Origin of the sequence: Almyronema sp. (assembly GCF_052168255.1) — a bacterium.
Lineage (GTDB): Bacteria > Cyanobacteriota > Cyanobacteriia > Phormidesmidales > Phormidesmidaceae > Sphaerothrix > Sphaerothrix epifaneia.
In genome coordinates this window covers 2,149-20,757 of the sequence record NZ_JBQLZL010000103.1, presented here as the reverse complement: position 1 = coordinate 20,757, position 18,609 = coordinate 2,149, and the positions used below count along the sequence as shown (strand labels likewise).

The 18,609-nt window shown below is 48.0% G+C and carries 20 protein-coding genes; 9 read left to right on the top strand and 11 right to left on the bottom strand.

Annotated features, from left to right (window positions below; all coding sequences use genetic code 11):
* On the bottom strand, positions 1–472 hold a 472-nt coding region (locus tag ACTS3T_RS21630; RefSeq protein WP_462935726.1), incomplete at its 3' end, for an OB-fold nucleic acid binding domain-containing protein.
* Between the two features lie 298 nt (positions 473–770).
* On the bottom strand, positions 771–1,142 hold the full coding sequence (locus tag ACTS3T_RS21625; protein ID WP_462935725.1) for a sll0565 family protein: 372 nt from the start codon (positions 1,140–1,142) through the stop codon (positions 771–773).
* Between the two features lie 84 nt (positions 1,143–1,226).
* Between ACTS3T_RS21625 and ACTS3T_RS21620 the strand changes: the two genes are divergently transcribed.
* Positions 1,227–1,511: a DUF6439 family protein gene (locus ACTS3T_RS21620; RefSeq protein WP_462935724.1), complete on the top strand. Its 285-nt coding sequence runs from the start codon at positions 1,227–1,229 to the stop codon at positions 1,509–1,511.
* Between the two features lie 23 nt (positions 1,512–1,534).
* Here ACTS3T_RS21620 and ACTS3T_RS21615 read toward each other — a convergent pair whose 3' ends face one another.
* The 4 genes from ACTS3T_RS21615 to hetR all read right to left on the bottom strand — a co-directional run bounded on the left by ACTS3T_RS21615 (position 1,535) and on the right by hetR (position 4,826).
* Positions 1,535–1,984 carry an ATP-binding protein gene (locus tag ACTS3T_RS21615; protein ID WP_462935723.1) on the bottom strand — a complete coding sequence of 150 codons (450 nt, stop codon included), beginning with the start codon at positions 1,982–1,984 and terminating at the stop codon, positions 1,535–1,537.
* A gap of 576 nt (positions 1,985–2,560) precedes the next feature.
* Complete coding sequence (locus ACTS3T_RS21610; RefSeq protein ID WP_462935722.1) at positions 2,561–3,262, bottom strand: TIGR04283 family arsenosugar biosynthesis glycosyltransferase; 702 nt, start codon at positions 3,260–3,262, stop codon at positions 2,561–2,563.
* Positions 3,249–3,872, bottom strand: coding sequence for a TIGR04282 family arsenosugar biosynthesis glycosyltransferase (locus ACTS3T_RS21605; protein WP_462935721.1), 624 nt, complete (start codon positions 3,870–3,872; stop codon positions 3,249–3,251). Before ACTS3T_RS21605 ends, ACTS3T_RS21610 begins: the two co-directional genes overlap by 14 nt.
* 15 nt (positions 3,873–3,887) lie before the next feature.
* Positions 3,888–4,826 (bottom strand): heterocyst differentiation control protein, encoded by a 939-nt coding sequence (hetR, locus tag ACTS3T_RS21600; RefSeq protein ID WP_462935720.1) that lies wholly within the window; start codon positions 4,824–4,826, stop codon positions 3,888–3,890.
* Between the two features lie 545 nt (positions 4,827–5,371).
* Here hetR and ACTS3T_RS21595 point away from each other — a divergent pair.
* The 3 genes from ACTS3T_RS21595 (at position 5,372) to ACTS3T_RS21585 (ending at position 8,151) form a co-directional block, all read left to right on the top strand.
* Entirely contained in the window at positions 5,372–6,343 is a 972-nt protein-coding gene (locus ACTS3T_RS21595; protein ID WP_462935719.1) for a helix-turn-helix domain-containing protein, read from the top strand.
* Between the two features lie 64 nt (positions 6,344–6,407).
* On the top strand, positions 6,408–7,841 hold the full coding sequence (locus ACTS3T_RS21590; RefSeq protein ID WP_462935718.1) for a pyridoxal phosphate-dependent decarboxylase family protein: 1,434 nt from the start codon (positions 6,408–6,410) through the stop codon (positions 7,839–7,841).
* Positions 7,842–7,893: 52 nt separating this feature from the next.
* The gene (locus ACTS3T_RS21585; RefSeq protein ID WP_462935717.1) at positions 7,894–8,151 is read left to right on the top strand and encodes a hypothetical protein; all 258 of its coding nucleotides are present in this window, start codon (positions 7,894–7,896) and stop codon (positions 8,149–8,151) included.
* Positions 8,152–8,173: 22 nt separating this feature from the next.
* On the opposite strand, the gene ACTS3T_RS21580 is transcribed toward ACTS3T_RS21585, so the two are convergent.
* A complete protein-coding gene (locus ACTS3T_RS21580; RefSeq protein ID WP_462935716.1) occupies positions 8,174–9,343 on the bottom strand; it encodes a GNAT family N-acetyltransferase in 1,170 nt (389 codons plus the stop codon).
* Positions 9,344–9,464: 121 nt separating this feature from the next.
* Between ACTS3T_RS21580 and ACTS3T_RS21575 the strand changes: the two genes are divergently transcribed.
* Both ACTS3T_RS21575 and ACTS3T_RS21570 read left to right on the top strand, forming a co-directional pair.
* Entirely contained in the window at positions 9,465–11,552 is a 2,088-nt protein-coding gene (locus ACTS3T_RS21575) for a protein kinase domain-containing protein (RefSeq protein WP_462935715.1), read from the top strand.
* 89 nt (positions 11,553–11,641) lie between these two features.
* Complete coding sequence (locus tag ACTS3T_RS21570; protein ID WP_462935714.1) at positions 11,642–11,773, top strand: hypothetical protein; 132 nt, start codon at positions 11,642–11,644, stop codon at positions 11,771–11,773.
* Between the two features lie 28 nt (positions 11,774–11,801).
* Here the strand turns inward: ACTS3T_RS21570 and ACTS3T_RS21565 are convergent, their stop codons facing one another.
* Positions 11,802–12,440 (bottom strand): class I SAM-dependent methyltransferase, encoded by a 639-nt coding sequence (locus ACTS3T_RS21565; RefSeq protein ID WP_462935713.1) that lies wholly within the window; start codon positions 12,438–12,440, stop codon positions 11,802–11,804.
* A 62-nt stretch (positions 12,441–12,502) separates the two neighbouring features.
* Positions 12,503–12,916 carry an NUDIX hydrolase gene (locus tag ACTS3T_RS21560; RefSeq protein WP_462935712.1) on the bottom strand — a complete coding sequence of 138 codons (414 nt, stop codon included), beginning with the start codon at positions 12,914–12,916 and terminating at the stop codon, positions 12,503–12,505.
* A gap of 205 nt (positions 12,917–13,121) precedes the next feature.
* On the opposite strand from ACTS3T_RS21560, the gene ACTS3T_RS21555 reads away from it, so the two are divergent.
* Positions 13,122–13,409 (top strand): hypothetical protein, encoded by a 288-nt coding sequence (locus ACTS3T_RS21555; protein WP_462935711.1) that lies wholly within the window; start codon positions 13,122–13,124, stop codon positions 13,407–13,409.
* Positions 13,410–13,412: 3 nt separating this feature from the next.
* On the opposite strand, the gene ACTS3T_RS21550 is transcribed toward ACTS3T_RS21555, so the two are convergent.
* Together ACTS3T_RS21550 and ACTS3T_RS21545 are read right to left on the bottom strand one after the other, a co-directional pair.
* Positions 13,413–14,615: a hypothetical protein gene (locus ACTS3T_RS21550; protein ID WP_462935710.1), complete on the bottom strand. Its 1,203-nt coding sequence runs from the start codon at positions 14,613–14,615 to the stop codon at positions 13,413–13,415.
* A 138-nt stretch (positions 14,616–14,753) separates the two neighbouring features.
* Positions 14,754–15,905: an App1 family protein gene (locus ACTS3T_RS21545; RefSeq protein ID WP_462935709.1), complete on the bottom strand. Its 1,152-nt coding sequence runs from the start codon at positions 15,903–15,905 to the stop codon at positions 14,754–14,756.
* A 220-nt stretch (positions 15,906–16,125) separates the two neighbouring features.
* Between ACTS3T_RS21545 and ACTS3T_RS21540 the strand changes: the two genes are divergently transcribed.
* Both ACTS3T_RS21540 and ACTS3T_RS21535 read left to right on the top strand, forming a co-directional pair.
* Complete coding sequence (locus tag ACTS3T_RS21540) at positions 16,126–17,580, top strand: P-loop ATPase, Sll1717 family (RefSeq protein ID WP_462935708.1); 1,455 nt, start codon at positions 16,126–16,128, stop codon at positions 17,578–17,580.
* 73 nt (positions 17,581–17,653) lie between these two features.
* Entirely contained in the window at positions 17,654–18,454 is an 801-nt protein-coding gene (locus tag ACTS3T_RS21535) for a pentapeptide repeat-containing protein (RefSeq protein ID WP_462935707.1), read from the top strand.
* Positions 18,455–18,609 lie beyond the last annotated feature (155 nt).

The window sequence follows — 18,609 nt, the reverse complement described above, 5'->3', positions numbered from 1 at the left end:
GAATCCACAAAAAACCCCGTTGCCGGAAGAATTCGTGGACGGCTTGGGCGCAGGCGTTGCGCACCCGAAAGACTGCTCCCAGCGTATTTGTACGCGATCGCAGATGACCTAGCGTTCGTAAAAACTCAAAGGAATGTCGCTTCTTTTGCAGAGGGTAGGTTTCGGCATCCGACTCGCCATAAACCTGTAAGGTTTGCACTTGTAGTTCTACACGCTGACCTTTACCTGGCGACTCGGCTAGCCGACCAGATATTTCTACCGAAGCACCAGTGCCTAGTTGTCTCATCAGCCCTTCATAATCCGGCAAATCTTCAGACGCGATCGCCTGCAAACCAGCCATCGCCGAACCATCATTGACTTCAATAAAGGTGAAACCCTTGGCTTCTCGCTTAGTGCGTACCCAGCCCTGAACGCTAATGGATTCACCGGGTTGCCCAGTTTGCAGAATATCTTTGACGCGTCGAATGGTCATTGGCGTGATTATGTTCGGTATTCAGGAGGCAGTGATAGCTATAGCCATAAGCGTTGAGTCACTTCAATAGCTGAAAACCGCTGACAGAAAAGCTTTCCTTCTGCCCTCGCCCCTCAGCCTTCTGCCTTTAGCTATATTACTTAATCCTAGGGTGGCACGCCTCTTAGGCTTTTGTTAATCCCAATCTGGCAAATTAGCCGCCGCCGCTGCACCCGCAAACCTATCTGATGGCTCCTCTATGCAGATCTCAGATCGAGCATCAGCCTGCTGACTAAAAGGCTGCCTTCTCGCTCAAAACTTAGCCAGCCCAGCTCTTTAATAGCCAGCCCAGCAACAAGCCGCAGCCACCAAAGCGTACGGCTTGCCAAAAGGGTTCTCGAAAATTACGCCAGGTCACTAGGCGACTCTCTAACGTGAGTTCTAACTGTTCTAGCTCGGCTTGCAAGCGGGCTAATTCTGGCTGAGGTAGTTCGTTTGAGTAACTGAGCGCCTGTAGCTGCTCATACTGTTGCTGGGCTTGCCGGACGTCGCGATAACGCTGCTTAACAGCCTTAAACAACTGAGCAACCTCACTCAATCTCGTCTCGAACTGGTGCATTTCTTCAGCCGTCAAAGGGCGAAAAGATTTGATCCCCGAACGGCGATCGCCTGAACTGGGCACAGGTTTCATTTCTCAGAGCTTGATTTAAACATTAGTATGGGACAAAGCAGGTATTGCCTGCGATCGCGTTTCACTTGAGTTGACCTTTTAGCCATGCCCAATCCAGCTCAAACAGACACTCTCCAACACTTTAGCAGCTTAGAACTCGCTCAAGCGCTAGCGGCTCAACTGGCGATTGCCCCTCAAGACTGGCATCGTCTGAGTGCCAACCGTCGCGTTCGCGCTCAGGAACAAGTGGCTGCCGCCCTCGTCTATTTGCTCAAAGACCAGCCAGAAGAAGCCCAACTACGCCTCCAACAGGCCGTGGGCTGGCTTGACCGCTCCATTTCAGCCCCCCCCTGCCCTACTCATGGAGAAAAATTGGCTCGCTCTAGCTAAATCACAAATCTTGTCCCATTTCGCTACCGTACGAGTGGAATGCGCGTCCAGCGCTTGATGCGCTTACAAAGGTGTAGCTCGTTGCTATGCTCCACCCAGCGCACTTCGTCAAAAATTTGATAAAGAATATAAAGCCCCCGACCACACTCGCCCATGTCATAGAGGGCATCGGTTTCAGTTGGCAAGCAGCACTCTCCGGGTAGCCTAAAGCCCCCACCTTGATCGGCAATAATCCACCAATGACAGTCGGCTGTTGCTGAAAAACGCACAGAAACAGCCTTTTGGGGATCTAACTTATTGCCGTGCTTGGCTGCATTCACCAAAGCTTCTTGTAAACCTAGTCGAACTTCGGCCTGCCACCGATGCGGCACTTTCGCCAGCAACAAATCTAAAATCGGTCGTAGATATAAAGTTGACGGAAAACTCAGACGTCCCCACTGATGACTTGACGCAGGTGTTGAAATAGCAATCACTGAAACCCCCAGAGTTGTCAGATGATTTTGATGACATTAACGCAGTCGTAAATGCACACTCACTGCAAAATAGTTATCCCAATGTCCTAAAAACAACGCTCAGAAAAGCCCCAACCAACAGTGGGTAGCAATGAAATGATCTTAATTAAACCGCAAGAGTTAGCTAACAAAGCTACTTCAAGTGTGCTTACTAACACTACCAATATATCAGAAATTCGGCTGACTTTTTCAAGAAAACAGTTATCTAATCCCTGTGTTAGCTGCTAGCAACTTAAACTTGAATTGGCTAGAGGACAGGTGTTCTAACCAAACTCGGAATGGCTCAGTTCTTTAACTGACAAGGCTCCCAGCCCAGAAAGTATACAGATAAATATAATTAATGCTAGAGAGTTTCAGTGAATTCCACGAGGTTTTGCACTTGGTTCAGGCAGCTACTAGTAACAGCTTGCTGTTAGGCAATCACAGGTACTTTAAAAAAGTTAGTCAAGTGCAGCATCTTGTATTGAGGCCGAAGATTTTCGTTTTCTTTCTCAATATCAAAACAGCCTTTATTCCGCATTAATACGTAGGTCTTGCCTATTTTTTTGTGATAAACCCGTGGCGATACCAGTGAGCCAACCGCTGAGGCGAAACACCCCAGGCATAAGCTAAGACAATTAGCTGATTAACGACAGTTGTCTGCCAAACGCCCAATCGCTGCCAGCGACGGCCCGAAGTTGTCACCCAAGCTGGAACAATCACAATTTGGCCACAGCGGGCAAGGCGACGGGCAAAGTCATAGTCTTCCATAATCGGCATAGGCGCAAAGCCACCTAGCTTTTCAAACCAGGTTTTGCGCAGAAACAAAGCCTGATCACCGTAAGGTAGTTGAAACCAGCGCGATCGCCAGTAGACGCCCCTTTCCACCCAGCGAATCCCCGGCAGATCAGCGTCAATTTTGAGCCGAAAAGCGCCACCCACCACCTGTGGCTGCTTTAAGCAGTCTCGGATGATCGACTCAAATTCAGGCGGTAAGCAAGTGTCTGCATGCAAAAACAGCAAGATGTCGCCTGTTGCCGCCTCAGCGCCAACGTTAAGCTGATGATATCTCCCCTGCTCAGCTTCAATCACCCGCATTCCCCAGCGACGAGCCAAGGCTACCGTCTCATCCTGGCTACCCCCATCCACGCCAATAATTTCCAGATCGGCAGAACGAGGGATGGCGGCTAGGGTCGTGGGCAAGGTAGCCGCTTCATTTAAAAGGGGCAGGATAATAGAAATACGCTCAGGAGCGGCCACTGTGAACTGCCTCCCAAACGGCTAAATCTTGAGGATAATCGACATCTTGCAATACCTCTAGATAGGCGATTGAGAGAGCCGCTTGAGTGGCAGCAGCCACCGTTTGGCTAAGCACGGCGGAAGTGCCCCAGCTAATGGCTTTAAACAAAGTTGGCTGAGGCTGTTGCAAACCAATCAAGTAGTAGCCACCATCTGTGGCTGGCCCCAAAACCAGATCGCGATCGCCCAATTGCTCAAACGCTTGGTTAAGGCAATTGGCATTTAGCCCTGGGCAATCAATGCCGATTGCGACTGTGCGACGACAGCCAGTCTTTGCGGCTCGCTCAAACGCTCGTAACAGGCGATCGCCCAAATCGCCTGCCCCTTGAAGTCGATAGCACCATTGAGACCCTAACCAGGCTTGCATCGCCGTTTGAGTTGCGCCTGTAAAGCAAATTTCCACCGTTAGCGATCGCATACGCTGACAGGCTTGTACCTGTTTCAGCGTATGCTCTGTCATCTGGCGCTGCAAATCTGCGGCACCCATTTCTCCCAGCGCTGAGATCAATCGCGTTTTAGTTTGCCCCGGCGTTGGATAACGGGTAAAGACAATCAGGTGATCTGCCGCCATCGCCTCGCACTTCCCCTAGCATTCAGTGTGATCACCCGTTCGCGTCCCCACCGCCAGTTGCAAGATCATGGGATAGCCACCATCTTGATGGTACCTATCCGCCCAGGCTTGTAAGAGCGTATCCAGTTCGTGCAAAGCCTGTTCCCGCTGTTCTATATCAATATCAAACGCTTCAACGCCTCTAAAAACCCCCTCTTCACCTCGTGCCCAGTCTTGCAAGATTTGAAAAAATTGGGCTACGTCCTTGAGCATGACAAAAGCGCGTTCGCGATCGCCTTTAGGCGAATAGTGCGTCCGTGTCAGTGCATAGAGAGGAATCTTTAAAAGCGGCGACTCAATCTGCAGCACCGTTCCTGAGTACAGCAGTCTAAACTTGATGTGCTCTAGCATGGCATCACTCAGCGGCGTCCGGCGCTCAGGCGACAAGTCCTCTTGTGATTTCACATGCAATAAACTCAATAGCTCCACAAATTGAAAAGCATTCAGTAGCTGAGCAGGCGGTAAATCATCAGGCAGCAAGCGCTCAACTTGCTCTCGTTCCTTCGGCATCAGCCCTTCCCAAGCCACACGCGGCTGTCCCGGCTGCCAAGGATACTTCTCTTGCCAAAGATGCGGCATGCCAATGAGATAGTAAGGAGCATCCGAATCTAGCGACTTGAGTGTTTTTCCCTCTTCCAGCGCAGCTTCAACTTCCTGTACAATTGCCCTAACCCGCTTGGGTTCAACATGGTAAAGAAAACCCGTTTTACGCAGATTGCGACCCTGCTCAAGATAGGTACTGTAAATTGCAAACTTAGCTGCTGTGGCTGCAGCGTCCAGAAATGTGCCATAGCGATGCCCTCCCAGCTTCATAGTGTTGATCGCTAGGTACAGCAAAATCTGGTCAGCCGAACTAGCTTGTGGATTATTGATTAAATCCAGAGTCGGTGGAGAAGGCTTAGAAATCTTAGTCACTCCTTTGAAAGCTGCAGCATTTTGGGAACAATTTATGAGCAACCCATATCTTATAACGAATGGGAAAAAGTCATGGCTGCATGAGCGCCGACCTAGAAGCAACCGCTCAAGTTTTCCTATTCTATGAGCTTTTGGGGAATTGCCAGCTTAACAAGATTCAGTCAACTAACTCATTTTGATCATAAGCGTGGGTTGAAGTAGCGCAACGCTACAGGTCTATATCTTTTACCCGATGTTAGTACTGACCTAGCCAATTATCTTATCTAGATCTAAACCCCACGTACTGTAGATTGCGAACTTGCACCCGTAACTCAATAACTATCTTGACCCGGTTGTGTTCTGACAACGGCAATTTTGGCAAAACTGAGTTAGTTCCAGACGACTTTCTTGACCCGGTGGCAGGCTCAATTCTCAAAACGCTCGGCTAGCTCAGCTATCTGCCGAACAAGCTAAGGTGTAATTTCCTCAACACCACACCCGGAACTATCCCTGTAATGCCTAAACTACAACTATCCCTGTAGAAATCTTAAGTTAAGGGCTTATCAATGGCTCAAAGCACCCAGTCTCAATTCAACCATTCAGTCATGTCTCTTTGGAGCTATGACATCGACCAGCTCTCGGAGTCTCTCCGTCTGTGGGACATTCACTACGAACAACTCCAGCCGGGGGCGGTTTGTGGCTGTCTCAAACAAATCCAAATTGGCAACGTACAGCTTTTTCGGAGCCGAATTAATCGCTCTGTCAGAAGTTTAGGCAGTTCACCCAAAGACACCGTTGCGTTTGGCATTCCCTTACAGGTGCCGGGAAGAACCATCTGGCATGGCTATGAGTGTGAATACAATCAAATTTTGGTCAATACCAACCGAGAAGTTGACTTTACCACGCCCGATAACTACGAGCTTTTCGTTATTACAATTTATCGGCCCACCTTGCTAGAGGTGGCTTACCAACTTAATCGCCGGGATCTGGTGAAAGAATTAGGCCAAAAGAGTTTGCTCACGGCGCTACCGCATCAGCTCGACCAGTTGCGCAGCTATTTACACGAAATATTTCAGCAGATACACGAACAACCGACCTGTGTTCATGCCTCTCAGACAGAAGCCCATATCACGCAAACTATCATTCAACTTTTGCTCAATTCAATTCAGTCGTCAGAAGATACTATCTTGAACGGCTTGCGGCCACTCAGGCGCACCTCTTTAGCCAAGCAGGTTGAAGAATACATGTTGTCTCATATGCATCAGCCGTTAACGCTCAGTCAAATTTGTGAGGCGATGGGAGTGAGTGAGCGATCGCTGCACTATGCCTTTCAGGACTTGTTTGATATGAGTCCAATGGCTTACCTCAAAGCTAGACGACTCAATCAGGTACGGCGTCATCTCAAAATGGCTGACCCTCGCAGCGAGAAAGTGGTTGATATTGCCCGACAGTGGGGCTTCCATCACATGGGGCATTTTTCCGTAGATTACAAAGCTATGTTTGGCGAATCTCCCTCGGAAACGCTCAAGCGCCTCTAAATCTCTCCGCAGCACAGAAGCAGGAGCGGTAACATAGCATAGGCCAGCCTCTGCGCCCAAACCTATGCCTGACTTACCGCTTGCTAAAACTGCCTTTATTGACCCCACGGGCGCAAACCGCGCTGAGGTCGAAGCCCTGTTGCATCAGGTAACGACCATCTTGGTCGATTTTTTGGCAAATGCTGCTCAGCAGTCGCCGCTGCCGGATGTTAGCACAACGTTAGCGGCTACGATTCCTCAAAGCGCTCTGCCGGAATCTGCTCTACTCAGTGCTGTGCAAGTGCTGCTGAGCAACTCAATGAATCCAGCCCACCCCGGCTACATGGGTCATATGGATCCAATGCCTACGGTGGCTTCTATTATGGGAGATTTACTGGCAGCAGGCATCAACAACAACATGCTTAGCGTTGAGATGTCACCTGTGCTATCTCGCCTAGAACCTCAGCTACTGCGAGAGATTGCCGCCCGCTTTAAGCTAGGTGAACAAGCGGGCGGGTTGCTGCTCAGCGGCGGCAGTTTGGCCAATCTACAAGCTTTAGCCGTGGCTCGTAATGTCAAGCTGCACACCCTGGGCAAAGGTCTTAGCCAGCGATCGCAGCAACCTGTTTTGTTTGCGTCTGAACTGGCTCACACTTCTATTCAAAAAGCGGCCATGCTGTTGGGCTTAGGCACTGAAGCTGTAATTGCGATCGCAACTAACACTAACGCCCAGATGAGTGTAGAGGCGTTGCAAATAGCGATCAAACAGGCGATCGCGGCAGGTCAACAACCCTTTGCTATCGTGGCCACGGCGGGCACTACAGTCACAGGTAACATCGATCCCCTACCGCAAATTGCCGCGATCGCCCAGCAACATCAGCTTTGGTTTCATGTAGATGCGGCCTATGGTGGTGCCCTGATTTTTTCACCTGAGCATTGCTATCGGTTAAGCGGCATTGAACAAGCAGACTCCGTCACCTTCAATCCCCAGAAGTGGCTTTATGTGACTAAAACCTGCGTGATGGTTTTGTTTCGCCAGTTTAATTTGCTGCAATCTGCTTTTCGAGTGGCGGCACCCTATATGGCTGAAGATGCCCAATGGCCCAACCTAGGAGAACTCTCCGTTCAAGGCACCCGTCATGCTGACATCCTTAAGCTCTGGCTATCTCTTCAGCACATTGGCCAGCAAGGTTATGCCCACATTATTCAACACAACTATCAAATCACCGCCTATTTGGTCGAGCAGCTCAAACAACTTCCCTACTTAGAATTTGCCAGCCAACCAGAAATGAATATTGTCTGCTTTAGAGGCGTTCCAGATTGGGTCGCGCCTGCCAATTGGGATGCCTGGAATACCGATTTACAGCAGCAGCTTTTGCGAAAATTTGAGGTATTTGTGTCGCTACCAAGCTATCGCGGTCAGCGGTGGCTAAAGGTTGTTCTCCTCAATCCCTATACCGACCCCGCTGTGATTGATCGGCTTTGCCAAGGGATTGATACGTTTGCATCAAACACTTGATCCCAGTGACGAATACACTAAGATTAATCGGTAAAGACTCAAGGTGAAGGCCATGCCAACCATCGATGCGCTTATTTCGATCACCTTTTATGGGGGCCTCGGCTACATCGGCTTGGCCGCAATTGTCCATGCTTTTTATTGGACTGAAAAACGTTTAACCGAGCAACAAACCTCGATTCAAACCGATGCGGTTTCAGCCAGTGAGCCAGTTGTTCAAGCCGTCGAAGCAGAAGAAGCGCCAGTAGTGCTGCCCAAGCCCCCGGTTAAAACCAAGCAAACAGTAACGCAGCCTGTTTATACGTCATTTTAGAAGTTGCCTTGGGGGTTTGATACTAAAAAAAATCAGGCAGCCAAGGAGAGGTAGTGGCGAAGATTTGATCAGCGATCGCCCTAGAAGCTTCGTCGCTCTCTAAACGGCCAGCGTTGTATAGCTGAGTTGCCGAAAACAACCCCGTATATAACGAAGCCAGTGCTTGAATGGTGAGCTTAACTTTGCCCGTTCCGCCGGGTTGAACTTGGCCTTGCCCCTGAGCCACTGCCAGGACATAGCAACCTGAATTAGCCGTCAGGTCGTCATCAGTAATCTCTAGATGCAGTTCGACGGTCAAATTAACAGGGTAGCCTCGCTGTGTCAGGGCTTGGGTAAGGTTGATGATCCGCACAAGCCAGCGCGACATGAAGCGAGGCTTAGCAGTTTGTTCGGGGAGGGTCAGCGTCAGAGGGTCGATCGCGCCGCTTTGCCAATGGATGGTCTGAATCTGCGAGCGATGGGCTGCCAAAAAGGCCCAGAAGGTTTGGGTGGCTGCTGGGGTCAAAACAGCCCAGTCTTTGACGTCTAAACAGGTTGCTTGAGCTAGGCGTTTTTGTTCAAAGATGAGATAGCCTTGAGGATGATCAGCCGCCCCAAAACGGTAAGCGTAGACGGGGCGATCGCTGGTTTCAGGCTGGAGTCGCTGCCATAAATAAGCAACCCGGTCGAGGTGACCATTGTAGCGAGGGGCTTGCTGCTTGTATAGCGTTGGTAACCCTGCATCAGTCAAAGCAATCTCGGCAATTGGCAAGGCAGATTGGGTAATGTGAATACTATCGCTTGCTATTTGCCAGCCACAATAGCTGCCTCCCTGCCCATAGCCCACCTGGCAGTAGAGCTTCTGCACTGCCGGATAGAGCACAGAAAGAGCTACCCCTTGTTCAAATAAATCTTGAAGGGTGTGTTGCATCAAAGCGATCGCAGCTCCTCGACCTCGATATTCTGGGGCGATCGCCACTGCCGCAATGCCAGTCATGCTAACGCGTTGTCCACCAAACCACTGCCCCATTGGAATTTGAGCTAAACCACCCAATAAGGTATTTTGCTGGTAGATTGTCCGAAAATTTTGGACACCCACCCGCTGCATATACAGTTCAATCGCCCCAGCTGGCTCCATAAAGCACTGCATTATCAGACTTTTGAGCTGGCCGACTGACTGCGAATCGGTCAACGAACGATACTGAAACGCCATGTTGCCCTACTTTCTCCTTTCTGCAAACTTTTGAAACCTAGAAAGTTACTGCTTTTTTAGCGAGAAGCCACCATCGCCGTGAACAATAGTAAGCAATAGGGATGCGCTACCGTTAACTTTAATGAGCCTTTGTATTAACCCCCTTTGTCGCCAGCCCGACCATCCAGGCAACAGTAGCAGTCAGTTTTGCCAAAGCTGCGGTTCAATCCTAATGCTGCAAAATCGCTATCGGGTTATGCGGCTAATGAGCAATAGCAGTGGTTTCGGTAGAGTGTACGAAGCCTACGAGCGCAACGAACCTAAAGTTCTTAAGGTACTTAAAGAAGACTTTGCCCAAAACACTAAAGTCATTGAGCTGTTTCAGCAGGAAGCTAGCGTTCTCAGCCAGCTTCACCATCCCGGTATTCCTCGAGTAGAAGCTGATGGCTATTTTACCTTCACACCGCCAGGTAGCCACCAGCCCTTGCACTGTATCGTCATGGAAAAAATTGACGGCCCTAACCTGCGGCAGTGGATGCAGCAGCAAGGCAACAATCCCATCGGCGAAAAACAGGCGATAGACTGGCTTTATCAGCTCGTAGAAGTCCTCCACCTGATTCATCACAAAAACTACTTTCACCGCGACATCAAGCCGGAAAATATTATGCTGCGATCTAGTGGGCAGCTCGTTCTTGTAGACTTTGGCGCAGCCCGTCACGTTACCGCTACTTATCTGGCGCAGCTCGGTCAATCGGGTGGCATTACGGCTTTGAGTTCAGCCGGGTACACCCCCCCAGAGCAAGAGCAAGGGCAAGCTGTGCCTCAATCTGACTTTTATGCCCTGGGACGCAGCTTGATTTATCTGCTCACAGCCAAACATCCTACCGACAGCGGTATCTACAACTCTTTTAGCAATGAATTTAATTGGCGTGTTGCAGCCCCCCAAATTTCACCAGCCTTTGCCCAACTCCTCGATCGAATGATTTCTCCAAGAGCGCTCGATCGCCCCCAAAGTACGCAGGCTATTTTAGACGAACTCAATACGCTACGAACAACCCTAAGTCTTTCCCAAACCGCTAGACAAGACCGTGCGGGTATGGCCTTGACCCTGGCGGGCGGTTCTGAGTTGCCTCAGCCTGCTCTCAACACGGCGTTGCAAAGTCTGCTGCCAAGGCGGCTGCGATCGCGCCCTGGTTGGCTACCTCGCTTTGTCGGTCTGGCTATTTTGGGTTTGCTGATAGCGTTGACCCTTAACTTCTGGCATAGTGTCCAGCAAAATAATGGGTTGCTCTCTGGGAGCGATCGCGCTTCAGTCGCGACCGAAACCAATACAGTAGTGCCGCTTCAGGTCTTGCGTGGTCATACTAGCCCTATTAATGCCCTGCTGCTGATCTTGGGCAACAACCAGCTTATTAGCGCCAGCGCTGACAAAACTATCAAAGTTTGGGATCTCACCAGCGGAGAAGTTTTACGAACCCTGCGAGGTCATGCCAGCTTTGTTAATGCGATCGCCGTCAGCCCCGACGCTCAGCAACTGGCCAGCAGCAGTGCTGATGGCGAAATTCGCCTCTGGGATTTAGCTTCAGGAGAAGTTCTGCAAACGTTTTCAGGCAATACCGTCTCTGTCAATGCCCTGGTCATTACTCGCGACGGTCAACAATTGATCAGCGGTAACGCAGACGGCGTCATTCAGCGCTGGGATCTAACAACCGGCACTTTGATCAACACCTGGAGAGAGCATACCAGCGCTATCAATGCCCTGGAAGTCAGCTCTAACAATCAGCGACTCGCCAGCGCCAGCGCCGACAAAACAATCCGGTTGTGGGACTTGCAAAGCGGCCAGGTTCGCCATGTCTTAACCGGGCACAGCAGCTTTGTCAATGCGCTTAAATTCAGTCCCGATGGTACTGCTCTCATCAGCGGTAGTGCAGATACCACCCTCAAGCTGTGGAATGCTGAAACCGGCACCCTAGAGCAGTCGCTTTCCGGCCACACCAGCTATGTCAACGACCTAGTGATTAGCAGCGATGGCAACCTAGTCATTAGCGCTGGAGCCGATCGCAGCGTTAATTTTTGGGACATTCGCACAGGTGAACGCTTACTTTCCACAGTTGGCTATACCAACCACATCGATCACCTGGTGGTTCATCCCCAAGGATTGATCATTACCGCCAGTACCGATAGCCCAGACATTGAAGTATGGGAACTTCAAAACGATGGCAAAGACTAAGATTTTTCTGTAAAATACGCTACAAATTACCTCTTTTTACCTCATTTTGATCTAGGCTAGAGATCGAAAAGATAGAGGAGGCTTTTAAGATGCATCACTCAGAACGCCGCGATCGCAATAAAATCATTCAAGAACTTCGTCACCAGCTACGCTACACCAGTACGCCTTCGGAGCGCGATGCTGTCCGGCGCGAACTCGACTTCTGGATTCGCTATCGCTAGTTTAAGCGCTCTGCGGTTTCAGGATAAATTAGCTAGCCTCTGGCTTCAGCCCTACCAGCAGGGCTAACTCTAGCCACTTCCAGTAGCAGTCCACATCTATAAAACCGATTTCTCGTAGCCATTGCAGTTGAGTTTCTACCTCAAGCAACTGGTTGGAGGGATCTTCATCTGCTGGAGCATAACCAATCGCCGCCAAAAATTGCTCGTGTAGCCGTTGACTGGGAGACGCCACATGCTCCAGGTTGCAGAAAATACCACCCGGTTTGAGCCGGGTGAAAATCTCTTCATACAGGGATCGCTTACGCTCGTGGCTCAGGTGGTGAATCGCGAAGCTAGAGACAATAGCATCAAACATCCCCAGTTCCGGCAGCCGATTGTCTAAGTTGTGTTCGACAATTTGTACCGACCTGTCCTCCGCAAAGCGCTGCTGAACCGCTTCCAACATAGTGGGTGAAAAATCTAAGGCAACACTTTGCAACTTGGGGCGTTCAATTTTCAGCAATCGTAGCAGGCGACCATCCCCCGTCCCCAAATCGAGGATGCGCTGAGCTTGTAGCGGCACGTGGTTGAGTAAAACGGCTTCCCCTTCTGTGCGATGAGGAATCTTATCAGCTCTGGCCAAATAGTCTAGGGCGTGGCTAGCAGCAGTCCATTGGTTCGTTGGCATTATTCACCTCGAACAAGCAAGTCAACCGCAGATCAAAATGGGCATCTGTGTCGATACCATTTTCAATCAATTAGTTGTCGGTCGAACAACAATGTTAGTACGTCAGCAGTCGCAGGAGCGCAGCGATCGCGATCGCGATATTGTAGCCAGACCAATTCTTCAATTTCAGAATCTGGAGCAATTTGGCCTTCGAACTCCGCCCAGTAGCAGGTAAGGCAGACATAAGCGGGTTCGCGATAGCCATGAGCCGGAGCTGTAATGATTTGTAAAAGCTGAAAAGAAGCCTGAGATAGCTGAATTTGCAATTCTTCTCGTACTTCGCGGGCAAGCGCCTGCCAATCAGATTCACCCGGTTCACGCTTACCACCGGGTAAGTAAAAGGCATCTTTACCAGCCGACCTGACGCCTAAAAGCTGTCGCTCTCGAACATAAACCCATCCCAGAGCATCAACGATAGTTACGGAATCAGACATCATCTCCTCAGTGATTTTACGGCTCAAATGGAGAAATCGCTGTGCAAAAAGCTTTAAGCAAAATTATTCAAACCTTACAAATTCTTCATAGCTTGAAAGCTGATATTTAGGGCATTCTAAAGAATAGGGATCCTGGTTTTACCTATCTATGCAAAAGGTATTTTTCACAACTGCGGCAGCACTCTTCAGCCTTGTCTCAGTTCCCGCCATGACACATGCTGCCCATGCAGAAAATTTTTACTTCACGCTCGAAAACCGGACTAGCCGTACGCTAATTGAGTTTTATCTCAGCCCCCTCGCCAGTGCAGATTGGGAAGAAAATATTTTATTCTCAGCCGTTCCGCAGGGAACAGGCGGCAGAATCGAGGTTGAAGAATTGCAGACCTGTCAGTACAAAATTCTAGCCGTTTTTGCTGACGATATTTTGATTGAAGATTACAATGTCAACCTTTGCAATCTCAATACTTACACGCTCATAGACTCAGCCTTTGAGTAGTGATCAAGCCAGATTCGGGACACCAATTTCAAAATGAATATGGTTGTCGTGGCCTCTGACATATTGGCACAGCCCCTCATTAATTAGCTGGGGATCATTGAAAAAAACGCGGGTTACTAGAGATTGCGATCGCAGTGCCTGAATAACCGCCCGAGTCGCATTGCGATCGTAGTTGCTGCTTTGCCATGTCGTCCCATAACTGCCGTCAGTGCGAGGAATTGAGAGGTCGCAAGCATTGCCACACTGATGACCGCTATGATCGGGCGTATAGCCACCGCTAGGGTAACTTACATCATTGACTGGAATGAGTGAAATAGATTGTCGCCCCTGGCGATAGCTTTTTTCGTAGTGTTCGCCCGCCGCAATAATAACATCGACTAACCAGCTAGTCCCGTAGTCGTGCTGATCGTTTAAATCAACCCGCTCAAAGTTGAGAAAACCATCACCCTTAATCGGCATCAGCATCCATTTGGGGGCATTGGCGGCTTGTAAAAATTGGTGCGTTCTTTGACCGACATCAATACGTCCATCGCCTCCTAGCGTTGTTCTGCCAGCAATCACAGATTGAAATAGCTGAATTGCCCGCAACATACCTGAGTCTACATAAATCCCAGGTCGGAAAAAAACATATCCTAGCTCTGCCAGACGTTCTTTTACCTGCAAAACATCTTCGGCATGGTTCGTCCCCCCTCGCCCCACACTGCCACTCAAAGCAATCTTTTTAGGCTCAGGCTTGGGATCAACGACCTCAATGACAAAGTCAATGCTTTGATCTTCAATTTTGATTTTGAGATTGCGCTTACCTTCACTAAAAAAGCGGTAGTTGATCAGCCATGTCCCATCTGCTTGCACCTTGGGAGCTGAGGTTGCTAAAAAATCGCCCGAATAGAGTGCCACCGACTTGTCGACATAGAGGCGATCGGCTCGGCCTTCAATTTTAAACAGTTCTTTAACTTCGACCGATTGGGGCACTTGGGTGATTTCAATTTTCTGCTGAGGGATAGGTTTAGGCCCAGGCTCAGGCTCGTCGGTTTCCCAAGCCACAGTCATGCCGCCGGGGGCATCCGGACGGTTAAACCATTCGTGCATTTTCACGATGGTGAGGCGATATTCATCGTTGTAAGGGCGCTTCTCGATCTTATCGAGGTAGTACCCTCCCTGCATAAGATATATAGCCTGTGCCGTTTCTTTGATCCAAGTCCCCATGTTTTAACCGCTTGCCCAATCGTTTCTGTTTTACCTATTTAAGGCGGCTTACTCCACATTGGTTGCAGACTGTAAGCAAGCTTAATTATTGAACAAGTCGGTTATCCAGACAATGGCCGATCGTCGTTATTGGGCTCGCTACCGCGCTTGCGTTTGAGCTTTAGCAATAGCTGAGAGCGCGTCTGCTTTGATCCAACCCTGCTCAGCCGCGTGCATAGCAGCCATTTCGGTATCAGTCACAACTAAGAACTGAGTGCCGACCTGCCGTGCTTGCTGGGCGATCGCCCGTAACTCTTCTTGCCGTCTAGAATTTTGCTGACTGACGTTGCGAATATAGATAGCAGCAATTTGCCCTTCATAGTCCTGAGCAATTTGCGTATAAATTTCAGCATCCTGCTGACCGCTATCACCAATCAAAATAAAGGGTAAAGACGGATAGCAGCGTAAAATCGGTTCAATTTTTTCCCGCTTATGAGCTACGTGATCAAAGCGCAATAGGCTGCCCAAAGAGAGTACCGTATCTTTTAATAGCAGCGGCCCTGCTGGAATCTGCTGTAAATCTAAAAATTCAGCAAAAAGATCGTACATATTCCAGGCACTGCTTGAAACGTAGAAGATGGGATTACTTGCCTGCTCATGGTTGCCGTAATGCAACGCTTGATAGAAAGAAGCCACCCCCTGAAAGGGCAGGCGAGTGCGAGCGTTGCCCATGTAAGCAACCCGTATCATGCGAAAAAAATCGGTAGCTGCTGTGTAAACGATGGTGTCGTCTATATCGCTAATCACCCCAAACTGAGTTTTAGAGGTGGGTACAATCGCGATCGCCGTCGCCTTTACCGGAGGCCGACTATTAGGGGGCTGCGGTTCAAGCAGCTCTAAACCAGCTTGGTGCCATAGACAATCGGGTTGCAAAAGGCAACTTACACTAATCTCAGCTTGGAAATATCCTTCCCGGTTAGCTATGACTTCTACTTGCTGATCAGCCAGACTAATGCGGACTTTCGCACCGGGTACCTGGGCACTTTCAAACCGCCGATACATATTGAGTAAGTTCTTCCACAAAGAAGCATCTTTGGGTCGAGAACGAATACTCTTGTTTTGTAAAACCCGTCCCATAAAGCGTAGGCTTTCAGGCGTTCCATAGCTGCGATAGGGCAAGATCTGGAGTGGCTCTCGACTTCCCAGTAATCGCTTCGTCTTAGATTTGAGGCCATTAAGCACAGTGCTGAGCTGGTGCATCCATTGCAAAGGTTGCCGCACCCAATTGCCCATTCGTCCGTCTCCAGACATAGTCCAGCGCTAATAAAATATCGTGTTTAACTTCTCTCAACCTGGGTCTTCCGATAGACCTTACTCATTTAGCTAGTCTTTAAGGCAGGTGGGCGATCGCAGATATGATTAACAATAAAAATCGTTAGCCTAAAAATTTAGTGGCTTCTATTCCAGAAATTCAGAGGCTGAGGCTGAGGTTTCCTATATCCATCTACTCAATTCAGCTAGATATTTGCTTATGCGCTTAGATATCAGCAAACTCAACCTAGGATCCGATTCTGCCGAACGAGACATTACCGTAGGGCTATCCGAATATTTTTACCAAAACTCTACCTACCATAAGTTTTTAAACAGTCATAAAACCATCCTCGTAGGCAATCGCGGTACTGGCAAAAGCGCTATTTTCAAATATATTGCCATTACAGAAGCCAAAAAAGGGAACCTTATTCTAGAGCTTTCGCCTGAAGAATATTCTTATGAACTCCTTTGCGAATATCTTCGCCGTGAAAGCGAAGGTTCTTGGGGCAAACAAAGCTCTTACTCAGTTGCTTGGCAATATCTGCTTTACAACTTAGCTTTTAGCAAAATCGTAGAAAACAAGCGAGGTTTATTACTAGGCCCTCAAAAAGATATTTACAATTACGTGCGCAGTAATCCCCAAACTCAAAAACTTAATTCAATTGGTATTTTGGTTAGTTATCTAAAGCGGTTAGAAAAAGCTAAGCTTGAATCTCAAGAAACCTTTTCAAAAACCAGAGAACTTCAAACGTTATATAGCTTAGAAGAAATAAAAGGCCTGATTCCTAGCTTAAAAAGGGTTTTACAAAAAACCAAAATTAAAATTTTGATTGATGAGTTAGATAAAGGATGGGACAACTCAGAAGATGCTCAATATTTTATAGCAGGCCTTTTTCAAGCCACACAAAAAATAAACCTGATTAGTCCAAATTTAAAAGTATATGTTTCTATCAGGCAAGAACTTTTTGACAATATTCCACAAATATATGATGATGCTCAAAAAATACGTGAAGATGTTGAAATTATTAGATGGGGCAGAGAAGAATTAATTGAATTTTTAGGTCTTAGAATCGCTCACTCTTTTCCAGAAACAAAACAATTATCTAGTCAACGCAAATGGCATTCCATTTTTTCGGCAAAATTGCCTACCTATCAAGAAGATTCGACTGAATATATTATTAGCAGAACTCAACTCAGGCCAAGAGAACTTCTGCAGTTTTGTAAGCTCTGTCTAGAAAATCACAGTAACGGTAGCAAAGTTACTGAGACTTCCATTATAGCTGCTGAAGAGTTTTATTCTGAGCAGAAAATAAAAGATTTAGCAGCAGAATACCGATTTCAATATCCTTATTTACTTGACTTATTTGAAGTCTTTCGCGGCAAGCATCTTTATTTTTCCAAAGATGACCTCGACCTATTTTTACTATCAATTGTCTGTGGCGAAGTTGATGTTGATCAAGCCATTTGGGTTCTCAATATGGATTACTTAGAGCTGAAAAAGATTTTATGGCATATTGGCTTTCTGAAAGCGGCAGCTTCTAAAATAGGCAAAAATCAAGTCTTTAAAGCTAGCGCTTATTTGGGGCACTACGAAATCCCAACTATTAACCTAGAAAATGTTTACTACTTTTGCATTCATCCTGCTTTTATAAGCTTTCTTTCTTTAAAAAACTAAAAACCTATAGCGTACTGAAGCTTAGAGCTAAGTCTTTTTGCAGCAATAAAAAAAGTAATATGAGGTTGTTTTAATGAAGACTATATTTTTCAAAATATATAACCAAATGGAAAAACTTCTTCAAGCTGTTCCAGCCTGGTTAGCAGTCAGCATTTCAGTTTTATGTCTGGCAGTTTTGGCACTTTGGGTAAATGAAGTACCTATTCATTCAAGCCAAGATTTGCTCTCTCGTAAAGCTTTACAGATTCTCTTTTCTGAAGCCGAATCTATCGCGATCGTAGCAGCTATTATTTTATACTTTAAGGGCGCACCCGATCGAAAAGCTCAAAAGCATTATGAAGCGTGGCGAGTAATAGACAGCGCTGCCGCTGCTAAAGTGTCTAATAGCTATGCCCGTCGCCGTGCTTTGCAAGACTTATATCAAGATGGCGTTTCTCTGAGAGGACTTGATGCTCCGGGTGCAAATTTAGCTCAGATCAAGCTTGCTGAAGCTGACTTACAAGATGCCAACTTACAAGGTGCTATTTTTGAAGAAGCCAATCTTCAAAAAGCAGATTTTAGGGGTGCTAACTTAAGAGGTGCTAACTTACAAAAAGCAAATTTAAGAGGAGTCAACTTGCGAGGAGTCAATCTTCAAAAGGCAAATTTGCGAGATGCTATTCTGACCGAAGCTAACCTGCAAGAAGCTAACCTAACAGGAGCCACTCTTCGCGCTGCTGAGCTATGGAAAGCTATACTTTGGGGAGCAGACTTGACAGGCGCTGAGTTGCGATGGGCAGAGTTACATGGAAAAGAGCTTAAAGGAGCAAAGCTTTGCCGGACAATTCTTCCAGACGGACGGGAAGAAAACTGCAATTGCGTAGAACAGACATAGTCTAAAAAGGCGTTTATAACGTAGGCAAGCTTCCATGCTGTAGGCTATCAATGATGAAGTGCAGATAGCTAGCTATGTAAAAATCCTATCTTAGCCACCTGCATATCGGCCAATGGCAATTCATCGCCTCTTAGCTATTGGCTACCAAACCGGGT

Excerpts from the sequence above, each read along its gene's own strand:
- ACTS3T_RS21585 (WP_462935717.1), top strand. The coding sequence starts at position 7,894 with ATGCCAACCATCGATGCGCTTATTTCGATCACCTTTTATGGGGGCCTC.
- ACTS3T_RS21545 (WP_462935709.1), bottom strand. The coding sequence starts at position 15,905 with ATGTCTGGAGACGGACGAATGGGCAATTGGGTGCGGCAACCTTTGCAA.
- ACTS3T_RS21595 (WP_462935719.1), top strand. The coding sequence starts at position 5,372 with ATGGCTCAAAGCACCCAGTCTCAATTCAACCATTCAGTCATGTCTCTT.
- ACTS3T_RS21605 (WP_462935721.1), bottom strand. The coding sequence starts at position 3,872 with ATGGCGGCAGATCACCTGATTGTCTTTACCCGTTATCCAACGCCGGGG.
- ACTS3T_RS21570 (WP_462935714.1), top strand. The coding sequence starts at position 11,642 with ATGCATCACTCAGAACGCCGCGATCGCAATAAAATCATTCAAGAACTT.
- ACTS3T_RS21540 (WP_462935708.1), top strand. The coding sequence starts at position 16,126 with ATGCGCTTAGATATCAGCAAACTCAACCTAGGATCCGATTCTGCCGAA.
- ACTS3T_RS21535 (WP_462935707.1), top strand. The coding sequence starts at position 17,654 with ATGAAGACTATATTTTTCAAAATATATAACCAAATGGAAAAACTTCTT.
- ACTS3T_RS21555 (WP_462935711.1), top strand. The coding sequence starts at position 13,122 with ATGACACATGCTGCCCATGCAGAAAATTTTTACTTCACGCTCGAAAAC.
- ACTS3T_RS21550 (WP_462935710.1), bottom strand. The coding sequence starts at position 14,615 with ATGGGGACTTGGATCAAAGAAACGGCACAGGCTATATATCTTATGCAG.
- ACTS3T_RS21575 (WP_462935715.1), top strand. The coding sequence starts at position 9,465 with ATGAGCCTTTGTATTAACCCCCTTTGTCGCCAGCCCGACCATCCAGGC.
- ACTS3T_RS21560 (WP_462935712.1), bottom strand. The coding sequence starts at position 12,916 with ATGATGTCTGATTCCGTAACTATCGTTGATGCTCTGGGATGGGTTTAT.
- ACTS3T_RS21620 (WP_462935724.1), top strand. The coding sequence starts at position 1,227 with ATGCCCAATCCAGCTCAAACAGACACTCTCCAACACTTTAGCAGCTTA.
- ACTS3T_RS21580 (WP_462935716.1), bottom strand. The coding sequence starts at position 9,343 with ATGGCGTTTCAGTATCGTTCGTTGACCGATTCGCAGTCAGTCGGCCAG.
- ACTS3T_RS21565 (WP_462935713.1), bottom strand. The coding sequence starts at position 12,440 with ATGCCAACGAACCAATGGACTGCTGCTAGCCACGCCCTAGACTATTTG.
- ACTS3T_RS21590 (WP_462935718.1), top strand. The coding sequence starts at position 6,408 with ATGCCTGACTTACCGCTTGCTAAAACTGCCTTTATTGACCCCACGGGC.
- ACTS3T_RS21625 (WP_462935725.1), bottom strand. The coding sequence starts at position 1,142 with ATGAAACCTGTGCCCAGTTCAGGCGATCGCCGTTCGGGGATCAAATCT.